We start from the raw sequence: 11,060 nt of genomic DNA, 5'->3' as shown, positions 1-11,060 counted from the left end.
CAGGTATTCGTTCATGATCTTGCGCCCCACATTCCCGTCGCTGAAGCCCCTGTCCCTGGCGGTACTGGCCTTGCTGCTGGCCGGCTGTGCAGCGACCCAGGTCGATGTCGAGCCGGTGCAGAAGGTCGATGTGCCCAGACAATGGGGTGACGCCGCCGGCGCCAATAGTACGGACAGTACTGCGCAGCCGGTGATCGACGCCGACTGGTGGAAGCAGTTTGGCAGCGCCGAACTGAGCAGCCTGGTCAAGGAGGGCCGGAGCAACAATTTTGAAATCGCCGCCGCCATGTCGCGCGTACGCCAGGCGGAGGCCAATGCGCGCATCGCCGGCGCGCCGCTGTTGCCCGATGCGGATATCGCCTTGAGCGCCAACCGCGCCTTGCCGCTGAGCGGCGGTAGTCCGACCACCAGTGCCAGCGGTATGCTGGAGATTAATTACGAAGTCGATTTCTGGGGCAGGAACCGGGCCGGGCTGGCCGCCGCGGAAGCCTCGCTGCGCGCCAACCTGTACGACCGCGAGACCGTCGCATTGACCGTCACCAGCGGTATCGTCTCGACGTTCCTGCAAGTGCTGTCGCTGCGCGACCGCCTTGAAATCGCCAGGCAGAACGTCGGCAACGCCCAGCGCGTGCTCAAGCTGGTCGAAGCGCAAAGCCGCGCCGGCGCCGCCTCGCCGCTGGACCTTGCGCGCCAGCGTTCGGCGCTGGCCAACCAGCAGGCGGCGTTGCCCGACCTGATGCAGCAGGAGCGCGATGCGCAGACTGCGCTGGCGATCCTGCTGGGACGTCCGCCGCAAAATTTCAGCGTCGGTGAAAAAGGCCTGGCAGCGATTCAGATGCCGAAGATTGCCGCCGGTCTGCCGTCCGAATTGCTCACGCGCCGTCCCGACATCCGCCGCGCCGAAGCGCGCCTGGCCGAAGCCAACGCCAATGTCGCGGTGGCGCGTGCGGCGCTGTTCCCGAGTATCCGCCTGACCGGTTCCACCGGCGCGCAAAGCAACGCGCTGCTGTCGCTGTTCGACGGCCCCAATCTGCTGGCCAATCTGGGTGCTTCGCTGACGGCGCCGATCTTCGATGCGGGCCGCCTGAGCAGCCGCCGCGATCTCGCAGTGGCGCAGAAGCAGGAGTTGGTGCAGGTGTATCGCTCGGCGGTGGTGAGCGCCTTGTCGGAGGTGGAAAAATCGCTGGGTGCGATTCGCAGCCTGGAGGAACGCTATCGCCTCAAGAACCAGGAAGTGGACCAGGCGCGCTTCGCGTTTGAATTATCGGAAATCCGCTATCGCAGCGGCGCCGAGGATCTGATGGTGGTGCTTGATACGCAGCGCATCCTGTCGGAAGCGCAGAACCAGCTCGGCCAGATCAAGCTGCAACGGCTGCAGGCCACGGTGTCGCTGTACAAGGCGCTGGGCGGCGGCTGGCGCGACGATGTCCGCTACGGAAATCCGGGCACCGACTCGGGCGGCACCCCGCAAAAAACCAACGGCGCTTCCTGAGCGCCGTTCGGTTCATCTCTTCATTTCACGACTTCGTATTTCAGCGTTTCTTCAGAACAGGATCGCGCTCGTCGCCGGCCCCACTTCAACGTCCTGTATGTGCTGAGGCGGATTCGCCTGTCCGGAAACGATCAGGGGATAGAGCACGCCGATACCGGCGATCATGAGCATGACTGCGGCACACAGCGCGTCCCACGCCGACACGCCTGGCAACGCCAGCACCAGCAGGGTGCAAATGAATGTCAGCAGAACAATGTTTCTTCCTGAGCGCAGCATGGGGAATCCCTTCGGGCCGGTGAGTGCAGTCACTATAGGATGCCGCGCCGCCGAAGGGAAATAACAAATACGACTTAGCTTAGATGCAGATGAAAACGCCTGCGATTGCAGGCGTTTTCACGTACGGACGGAAGGAGGAGGGACGCCGGCTTCAGACCGCCACGGGCGCCTTGATGTGGGCCTGTGCTTCGTAGCCGGTGATTTCGAAATCATCGAACTGGTAGTCGAAGATGGTCTCCGGCTTGCGCTTGATGACCAGCTTGGGCAACGGGCCGGGCGTGCGTGCCAGTTGCTCCCGTACCTGTTCCATGTGATTGGAATACAGATGACAGTCGCCGCCGGTCCAGACGAAGTCGCCGACTTCGAGGCCGGTCTGTTGCGCCACCATGTGGGTCAGCAGCGCGTAGGACGCGATGTTGAACGGCACGCCGAGGAAGATATCGGCGCTGCGCTGGTACAACTGGCAGGACAGCTTGCCGTCGGCTACGTAGAACTGGAAGAAGGCATGGCAGGGAGGCAACTTCATCTGCGGGATGTCGGCCACGTTCCATGCGGACACGATCAGGCGGCGTGAGTCGGGGTTGTTCCTGATCTGGCTGACGACCTGGGCGATCTGGTCGATGTGTTCGCCGTTGGGGGCGGGCCAGGAGCGCCATTGGTAGCCGTAGATCGGTCCCAGGTTGCCTTCCGCGTCGGCCCATTCGTCCCAGATCTTGACGCCGTTGTCTTTCAAATAAGCAATATTGGTCGAGCCGGCCAGGAACCAGATCAGTTCATGCACGATGGACTTGATGTGCAGCTTCTTGGTGGTCAGCAGGGGAAAGCCTTCCTGCAGGTTGAAGCGCATCTGGTGGCCGAAGACGGAGCGGGTGCCGGTGCCGGTGCGGTCGGTTTTTTCGGTGCCATGTTCGTAGACGTGGCGCATGAAATCGAGGTATTGGCGCATGGGGTTTGGTGCTGATGGAATGAGGGGATTGTAGCTTATTTGGGGAAGTGGGCAGGGTTTGGGGGCGGTCGTGCAGTTGGTTTTGTTCCGACTTGCCTTTGTCTGTAGCTGATTCTGTTTTTTCTTCGATCAACCGTGGTTGCCGGGGGCGGCCCGGCAGCCGCTCACTTTCTTTGCTTCGCCAAAGAAAGTAAGCAAAGAAAGGCGACCGCGACTCGCCGCCCCTTCGGGGTTCCCGTTGGCGCCGTACTCAAATCGGGAAGGGAAACAAACTCGCTGCGCTCAGACAAGTTTCCCTTCTTTATCCGATTTGAGCACGTCACCAACGGCGACTCATAAGCGGAACTTCTTTTTCGCCTCGCTTCGCATTGCCTTGGGTGGCTCGCCTTCGGCATCGTGATTGAGGCTTCTGGCGTTGTCGCTTGCGACGTTACTGCTTAAACCTTCGCCTTGAAATTCCGCAGGAAATCCAACAGGATCTGCGCCGACACTTCCGCGTCATCGGCCGTCATCGTCTCCAGCGGGTTATGACTGATGCCGCCGTTGCCGCAGCGCGTGAAGAGCATGGCGACGTCGGTGATTCTGGCGATCGTCATGGCGTCGTGGCCGGCGCCGGAGGCCAGTTCGAACGGTTTGACGCCGGCGCGTTCGGTGGCCGCGGCGAGTTGTTGCATCAGCCAGCCGGCGCAAGGGGCGGCGGGGGCGGAGACCGTTTTTTCGATGTTGGCGTCGACGCTGCGGCGCTGGCAGATTTCTTCGATTTTTCCGAGCACGTCTTCCACCGCGGCGTCGCGCACGTCGTCGCGGGCGGCGCGGATGTCCAGCGACAGGGTGCACGCGCCGGGAATGACGTTGGTGGAGCCGTTCGGCACTTGCAGCTGGCCGACGGTGCCGACCAGCGAGGCGTGCTGGTCTTGGCTGCAGCGCTGCTCGACGTAGAGGATGATTTCGGCGGCGGCGGCGGCGGCGTCCTTGCGCATGCTCATCGGCGTGGTGCCGGCGTGGCTGGCGACGCCTTTGAGGTTGACCAGGTAGCGCGAGCTGCCGGCGATCGAGGTGACGATGCCAACCGGGAGGTCGCGGTTGAGCAGGACCGGGCCTTGTTCGATGTGGACTTCGACGTAGCCGAGCAAGTCGGACGGATCGCGCGCGATCTGCGGAATCGTGGTGACGTCATGGCCGGCTTGCGTGAGGACGTCGCGCATGCTGACGCCATCGCGATCGGTGAGGTTGAGCAGGTTGAGGTCGAACTGGCCGATGATGGCGTTGCTGCCCAGGAAGGTGCTCTTGAAGCGCACGCCTTCTTCTTCCGAGAAAGCGATGATCTCGAAATGGAAGGGCAGGGTTTCGCCTTTTTCGTGCAGGTGCCTGACGATGGCGATCGGCAGCAGGATGCCTTCGCGGCCGTCGTACTTGCCGCCGTTGCGCACCGTGTCGTAGTGCGAGCCGGTCATCAATGTCTTGGCTTGCGGATCGGTCGAGAGGTAGCGGCCGACCACGTTACCGACCGCGTCGATATGCGCATGCATGCCGGCTTCGCGCATCCAGTGGGCGATCTGGTCGGCAGTGCGGCGATGGGCGTCGGTCATGTAGGTGCAGGTCAGCGCGCCTTCGTCTTCGCTCCAGGCGCCGATCTCTTCAGCCCATTCCATGATGGTGGCGCCGATGGCCGGCGTGTAGCCGAGCAGGTCGTTGATGCGCATTTCGGCAATGCGGCCGATCTGGCGCAGCGCTTCGCGCAGTTCGTCTTCCGGCTGGTTGCGCAGGCGGCGCGTGAAGGTGGCGATGATCTGCTGGCGCGTCAGGCCCTTGCCGGTGGCACCCTTGACCGCGAGGATGAAGGGGAAGCCGAATTTTGCGTTGTAATCGGCATTGAGCTTTTGCAGCGTGGCGAATTCTTCCGGCGTGCACAGGTTGAGGCCGGCCTTGGCTTGTTCGCCGGTGGACTCGGCAGTCAGTTCGCCGGCGATGGCGGCCTTGCCTGCCAGTTCGGGGTGGGCGCGGATCAGGCCCAGCTGTTCCGTCCGGTCGGCGGCGGTCACCACGCCTTGCAGCGACTGCTTGAGCGCCGTGATAGTGGCGAAGGGGCCGAGTGCGGCTGCCCGCTCCGGAATCCATGGCGAGTGCTCGTAGATCCCGTGCAGGGTCTTGACGAAAGCCGGTACGTCGCGCGCGGCGCTGCCGTTCAATTGTTCTAGTGTGGTCATCGTGATACCTGTTGCCGATAAATGCTGCTGGTTGCCTGCTGGTTGTTTTGACAGGACGGCGCCCCGTCCTGTCGTGTTTCAAGTTTCAAATGTCAAGTTTCAATGATCCGAACTTTGTGCCGCCGCCAACGCATAGTCGGCGACTTCTTCATCGCTGCCGCGGCCGTTGAAGAACACGTTCAGTACGACCGCCATGGTGGATGCAAGCAATATGCCACTATGGAAGACCGTGGACAAGAAGCCCGGCATTTTGTCGAAGAAGGTCGGCGCCACAATCGGGATCATGCCCACGCCGATGCTGATGGCGACGATGAACAGGTTGTTGCGGTTGGTGTTGAAATCGACCTTGGCAAGGATCTTGATGCCGGTTGCCGCCACCATGCCGAACATCACGATGCCGGCGCCGCCCAGCACGAATTGCGGGATCGAGGCGGCCACGTGCGCCATTTTGGGGAACAGGCCGAATGCCGCCAGGATCACGCCGGCGGCCACGCAGACATAGCGGCTGCGGATGCCGGTAACGCCGACCAGGCCGACGTTCTGCGAGAACGAGGTGTACGGGAAGGTATTGAAGATGCCGCCGATGACCGTGCCCAGGCCGTCCACGCGCAGGCCGCGCGCCAACGTGCGGTCGTCGACCTTCTTCTCGACGATGTCGCCCAGCGCCATGAACATGCCGGTCGATTCGATCATGGTGACGATCATGACCAGGCACATGCTGATGATGGAGCCGGCGTCGAACTGCGGCCAGCCGTAGTGGAAGGGCTTGATCATCGCGAACCAGTCGGTTGCGCCGAGGCCGTCAAAGTTGATCTTGCCCAGCGACAGGGCGATGACGAAGCCGACGATCATGCCCATCAGCACCGAGATGTTGGCGATGAAGCCCTTGACGTATTTGGTGATGAGCAGGATGGAGACGAGGACCACGGCGGCAATCGCCAGGCTCAGCGGCGAACCGTAGTCAGGGTTGGGGATCTTGACGAAGACGCCGTCGACAAGCCTGCCGATGATGGGTTGGCCGCCGGCCGCCCAGTTGATGCCGACGCCCATCAGCGATACGCCGATGACCGTGATGACGGTGCCGGTGACCACCGGCGGGAAGTAGCGCATGAGCTTGCTCATGTAGGGCGAGGCCAGGATGCAGAATATCCCGGCCGCGATCACCGCCCCGTAGATATGCAGGATGCTCAGCGAAGGATTGTTGGCCATGGCGACCATCGGTCCGACGGCGGCAAAGGTGACGCCCATCATGACCGGCATGCGGATGCCGAACTTCCAGATGCCGAGGCTTTGAATAATGGTGACCAGGCCGCAGCAGAACAGGTCGGCGCTGATGAGGTAGGCGATTTCGGATTTAGGCAGGTTTAGGGCACCGCCGACGATAAGCGGTACTGCGATGGCGCCGGCATACATCACGAGTACGTGCTGCATGCCCAGCGCGGCAAGTTTGAGTATCGGCAGTCTTTCGTCTACCGGGTGACCCTGAGGGCTTTGCGTTGTCATGGCTGTCTCCAAGTTTTTATATGAAGGCCGTTGCAAGCCGGATGCTGCTTGCTGCGGCCTTTCTTCAAGTCCTTGCAGAAGGGTGCAGATTCTGAGCAGGATCCTCCGTACAGGCTTGTGGGCCGATACTAAAGTAAATCACCCGGCCCGATATATAGGTCAGCCAATACTCGTTTTCTGAATGTGGATATAAGCAGCGTGACGTGAATGTTGCCGACAATCCTTATCCGGCAAGCATTTTCGCCGCCGCGCTGACTTGCGCGCGCAGCCATTTGTGTTCGGTCGCCTGATGCACGCGCTCGTGCCATAACTGGTAAAAGCGCAGCGGCGGAAATTTCACCGGGACGCTGTAACTCTTTAGCGACAAGGTTTTTTCATAGAAGCTGGCAAACTGCTGGCCGGCGCTCAGCACCAGGTCGGTTTGTGCCACCATGTAGGGCAGCATGCGGAAATGCGCCGACTCCACCACGACGTTGCGGCGAAGATTCTGCTTCTCCAGGAAGGTGTCGATGGTGCCGTGGTAGCCGGGCAAAATCTGCGACGGTGCGGCATGCGGCAGGGTCAGGTAGTCCTCGATGGTCATGGCGTCCCTGGCCGTGCGTTTGGCGTAGGCGCAATCGGAGCGCATCAGGCAGACGATGGGATCGTCGAACAGTTTGGACAAATGCAAATGCGGCGGCGGCTCATCCCAGTTGGCGATGACGAGGTCGAGTTCTCCATCCGACAGCAGGCGCACGTAATCGGTCTCGGGGCCGAGCGCGTGGATCACGATGTGGCTCTTGGGCGACTCGCGGCGCAGGCGTGCGATGACCTCGGTGAAAAAGGGCGTGTTCATGTAGTCCGGCGCGGCAATGTGAAAGGTGCGCGCTTCTTCTTGCGGCACGAAGGCGGTCTTGGGCACGAACAGACGCTCGGTTTCGTCGAGGATGCGCTTGGCCGGCTTGAGCAGGCTCTCGCCGTGCTGGGTCGGCACCATGCCGCGCGCGCCGCGCACCAGCAACGGATCGCCCGTGAGTTCGCGCAGCTTGCGCAGAGAGGCCGAGATCGATGGTTGCGGCTGGTTGAGCTTGAGGGCGACGCGCGAGACGTTCTTTTCGCACAGCAACAGATAGAGAATGCGGATCAGGTGGATATCGAGATGGTCTGGCAGCCTGGACATGATTGTCTCCGGATAACTGGTAAAGCGAGGCGGGCGTCTGCGCAGGGCGCGCTGGACTGCCTTCTTACCCGTGGAGGGTGGCCGCACGTTGTTGATGTTATGAAAGGTCTCTTGTTATATTTTTCAGTGTATAGAGCTTCCCACATAACCTGATCATTGTTGTATATGGATATGCGTATGTCAAATATAAGATGTTGGCGATGTTTTAAAGAACCAACACGTTTATCGTTCCAGCATCCCAGTCGCACCCTCTGTGCGCAGGCTGCGACTGAGAAATAACAGATGGCAATCGCCATCAAGGTCGTCGCGGCAGCAGGTAACGAAGATTTACGCAGGAGCAGGAGACGTTCTGCGCAAGTCCTCTTTATTTATCCGGAGCGCATGTTTTGCATTCGCTGCGGATCGACCGTTTTGTGATCTGAGGCCCGGCCTCGCTCACCTGAAGTGCCCGCAGTGGCAGGTGAGGAACAAACGTGGGGAAGACATGGAAGCATTGTTCGTATCGTATGGCGTCGAGTGGCTCAATCTGCTGGTGCGCTGGCTGCATCTGATCACCGGGATCGCGTGGATCGGCGCCTCGTTCTATTTCGTCTGGCTGGATAACTCCATCCGTCCGCCGAAGCCAGGCAGCGACCTGGCCAACAAGGGCGTGTCCGGCGAGTTGTGGGCCGTGCACGGCGGCGGGTTCTACAACCCGCAAAAGTATCTGGTCGCGCCTGCCGAGCTGCCTGCCGAGCTGCACTGGTTCAAGTGGGAAGCCTACGCCACCTGGCTCAGCGGCTTTGCGATGCTGTTCATCGTCTATTACTTCAACGCCTCGGCCATGATGGTCGACAAATCGGTCGCCGATCTGTCCGGCCTGCAATCGGTCGGCGTCGGCCTCGGCACGCTGGTGCTCGGCTGGATCGTCTACGACCTGCTGTGCAAATCGCCGCTGGGCAAACGCGAAGGCCTGCTCGGCGGCGTGATGTTCGTCTTCATCGTCGCCGTGGCCTACGTGCTGACGCATTTGCTGAGCGGTCGCGCCGCCTACATCCACGTCGGCGCGATGATCGGCACCATCATGGTCGGCAACGTGCTGATGGTGATCATCCCCGGCCAGCGCAAGCTGGTGGAGGCCATGAAGGAAGGCAAGTCGCCCGATCCGATCTACGGCAAGAAGGGCAAGCAGCGCAGCGTGCACAACAACTACTTCACGCTGCCGATCCTGTTCATCATGATCAGCAACCACTACGCGATGACCTATACCCACGCGTACAGCTGGCTGGTGCTGGCCGCGATCATGGCCGCCGGCGTGCTGATCCGTCACTTCTTCAACCTGCGCCATGCCGGCAAGGTCTCGATCGGCTTTCCGATTGCCGGCTGTGTGCTGCTGCTGGCGGTGGCGATCGCGATTGCGCCTAAGCCGCTGCCGAAGGTTGCCGCTGTACCGGCAGTTTCACCGGCCGCCGTTGCCGGCGCAAGCACGGATAGCACAGCAACTGTACCTGTCGCCGCCGCGGCGAGCGGCGTAGACTTTGCCCGCGTGCAGGAAGTCATCACCCAGCGTTGCGCCAGCTGCCACTCCGCGCAGCCGACGCAGGCCGGTTTCGCCACCGCGCCGGCAGGCATGATGCTGCAGACGCCGGAGCTGATTCGCCAGCACGCCGCCAAGGTGTACCAGCGTGCGGTCCAGACCAAGGACATGCCGCTGGCCAACATGACGCACATGACCGACGAAGAGCGCGCGCTGATCGGCGCCTGGTTCGAAGCGGGCGCGAAGTAATCCGACCGCCAGAGAAATCGATAGAGACATCGACAGAGAAATTCAAGGAATATTCATTCATGACCACCATCACCATCGACGGTTTCAACCTCAACGCCGCGCAAGTCGTCAGCGTCTCGCGCGGAGCCAATGGCACGTACGCCAAAGTCGCGCTGGCCGACTCCTCGCGTGCGGCCCTGAAGCAAAGCCGCGACTTCATCGAATCGACCTGGATGCACGACGAAGCGCCCATGATGTACAGCTTCAACACCGGCGTCGGCTTGCTGAAGGACACCCGCATCAAGGTCGAGCACATCGAACTGTTCCAGACCCAGCTCATCAAGGCGCACAGCGCCGGCATCGGCGAACCGTTCTCCGAAGAAGTCAGCCGCGCCACCATGCTGCTGCGCGCCAACGCCTTCGCCAGCAACTACTCCGCCCCGCGCGTGGAAGTGGTCGATCGGCTGCTGGCCTTCCTCAATGCCGGCATCCATCCGATCATGCCGCAAAAGGGTTCCGTCGGCGCCTCCGGAGATTTGGCGCCGCTGGCCTACCTGGCCGCCGCCATCGTCGGTTTCGACGAAGCCGAAGTGATGTACCAGGGCAAGCGCATGAGCGCTCCCGACGCCATCACCCAGGCCGGCATCGGCCCGGTCAAGTTCGACCTCAAGGCCAAGGACGCCTCGGCGCTGATCAACGGCTGCACCGCCTCGCTGGCCGTGGCCGTGCTGGCCGCGCACGATTCGCGCAACCTGCTCACCGACGCCTGCGTCTCGCTGGGCCTCACGCTCGAAGCCATGCGGGCCGAGATGTCCGCCTTCGACCCCCGCATCCAGCAGGCGCGCCCGCACGCCGGCCAGATCAAGACCGCAGAAGTCATTCGCACTTTGCTGAAGGGATCGACCCGCACCACCCACGAAGCCCGTGCGGTGCAACTGCCGGACGAATCGCGCCGCACCGACATTCCGTACTCCTCGCGCATCCAGGACGTCTACTCGCTGCGCTGCGCGCCGCAGGTCTATGGCCCGGTGTTCGATGCGCTGGACTACATCGACACCATCGTCGACAAGGAAATCAACTCCGCCACCGACAATCCGCTGATCTTTGACAAAGAAGGCGGCGGCTTCGAGATCATCTCCGGCGGCAACTTCCACGGCCAGTACCTGGCGCAGGCGATGGACTTGCTGGCGATGACCATCACCGACCTGGGCAGCATCTGCGAACGCCGCATTGCGCGGCTGATCGACCCGACCCTGTCGTGGGGCCTGCCGCGCAACCTGATGAGCGGCGTGCGCGGGGTCAACACCGGCTATCCGGTGGTGCAGTGCTCGATGAGTTCGCTGGTCATGGAAAACCGCACGCTGTCCATGCCGGGCAGCGTCGACAGCATCCCGTCCAAGGGCAACAGCGAAGACCACGTCTCCAACTCGACCTGGTGCGCGCGAAGGCCGCCACGGTGGTGGCCAATACGCAGTACATCGTCGGCGTGGAGATGCTGCTGGCGGCGCAGGGGCTGACCATGACGGAAGAGTTGTTGAAGGACTTCGTGCTGGGCGAGGGAACGCAGGCGGCGTATGAAGAGATCCGCAAGCAAATCCCGGCGTGCCTGGATGGCGACCGCTGGTTCCACAACGATATCCAGGCAGCGCATTCGTTCATTACCAGCGGGTCGGTGCGTGAGGCGGTGGTGGCGCGGATCGGCAAGTTCGTCTGAACCGGTTCGCCGGATAGTC

The 11,060-nt window shown here is 61.9% G+C and carries 7 protein-coding genes and 1 pseudogene; 3 read left to right on the top strand and 5 right to left on the bottom strand.

All coding sequences use genetic code 11. From position 1 onward, the window contains the following. The first annotated feature begins 13 nt into the window (after positions 1-13). A complete protein-coding gene (locus F506_RS20760) occupies positions 14-1,492 on the top strand; it encodes an efflux transporter outer membrane subunit (RefSeq protein ID WP_053200582.1) in 1,479 nt (492 codons plus the stop codon). Positions 1,493-1,543: 51 nt separating this feature from the next. Here the strand turns inward: F506_RS20760 and F506_RS20755 are convergent, their stop codons facing one another. The 5 genes from F506_RS20755 to F506_RS20735 form a co-directional block, all read right to left on the bottom strand. Continuing rightward, positions 1,544-1,801, bottom strand: a complete 258-nt coding sequence (locus F506_RS20755) for a hypothetical protein (protein ID WP_144424135.1) — start codon at positions 1,799-1,801, stop codon at positions 1,544-1,546. A gap of 118 nt (positions 1,802-1,919) precedes the next feature. Next, positions 1,920-2,714: a thymidylate synthase gene (locus F506_RS20750; protein WP_053200577.1), complete on the bottom strand. Its 795-nt coding sequence runs from the start codon at positions 2,712-2,714 to the stop codon at positions 1,920-1,922. Positions 2,715-3,151: 437 nt separating this feature from the next. Then, on the bottom strand, positions 3,152-4,921 hold the full coding sequence (locus F506_RS20745; RefSeq protein ID WP_053200575.1) for an allantoate amidohydrolase: 1,770 nt from the start codon (positions 4,919-4,921) through the stop codon (positions 3,152-3,154). Between the two features lie 99 nt (positions 4,922-5,020). Next, positions 5,021-6,424: a nucleobase:cation symporter-2 family protein gene (locus F506_RS20740; protein WP_053200573.1), complete on the bottom strand. Its 1,404-nt coding sequence runs from the start codon at positions 6,422-6,424 to the stop codon at positions 5,021-5,023. A 223-nt stretch (positions 6,425-6,647) separates the two neighbouring features. Then, positions 6,648-7,583 (bottom strand): LysR substrate-binding domain-containing protein, encoded by a 936-nt coding sequence (locus F506_RS20735; protein WP_053200571.1) that lies wholly within the window; start codon positions 7,581-7,583, stop codon positions 6,648-6,650. Between the two features lie 484 nt (positions 7,584-8,067). On the opposite strand from F506_RS20735, the gene F506_RS20730 reads away from it, so the two are divergent. Both F506_RS20730 and F506_RS20725 read left to right on the top strand, forming a co-directional pair. After that, positions 8,068-9,348 carry a urate hydroxylase PuuD gene (locus tag F506_RS20730; RefSeq protein WP_053200569.1) on the top strand — a complete coding sequence of 427 codons (1,281 nt, stop codon included), beginning with the start codon at positions 8,068-8,070 and terminating at the stop codon, positions 9,346-9,348. Positions 9,349-9,407: 59 nt separating this feature from the next. Further along, positions 9,408-11,041 (top strand): annotated as a pseudogene (locus tag F506_RS20725) (HAL/PAL/TAL family ammonia-lyase). Positions 11,042-11,060 lie beyond the last annotated feature (19 nt).

Origin of the sequence: Herbaspirillum hiltneri N3 (assembly GCF_001267925.1) — a bacterium.
In the GTDB taxonomy this organism is placed as follows: Bacteria; Pseudomonadota; Gammaproteobacteria; order Burkholderiales; family Burkholderiaceae_D; genus Herbaspirillum; species Herbaspirillum hiltneri.
Note: the sequence above shows the minus strand (reverse complement) of the source record. Positions and strands in the feature narration are given on the sequence as shown.

Coding starts and splice junctions, on each gene's coding strand:
- F506_RS20760 (WP_053200582.1), top strand. CDS start 14: ATGATCTTGCGCCCCACATTCCCGTCGCTGAAGCCCCTGTCCCTGGCG.
- F506_RS20750 (WP_053200577.1), bottom strand. CDS start 2,714: ATGCGCCAATACCTCGATTTCATGCGCCACGTCTACGAACATGGCACC.
- F506_RS20745 (WP_053200575.1), bottom strand. CDS start 4,921: ATGACCACACTAGAACAATTGAACGGCAGCGCCGCGCGCGACGTACCG.
- F506_RS20740 (WP_053200573.1), bottom strand. CDS start 6,424: ATGACAACGCAAAGCCCTCAGGGTCACCCGGTAGACGAAAGACTGCCG.
- F506_RS20735 (WP_053200571.1), bottom strand. CDS start 7,583: ATGTCCAGGCTGCCAGACCATCTCGATATCCACCTGATCCGCATTCTC.
- F506_RS20730 (WP_053200569.1), top strand. CDS start 8,068: ATGGAAGCATTGTTCGTATCGTATGGCGTCGAGTGGCTCAATCTGCTG.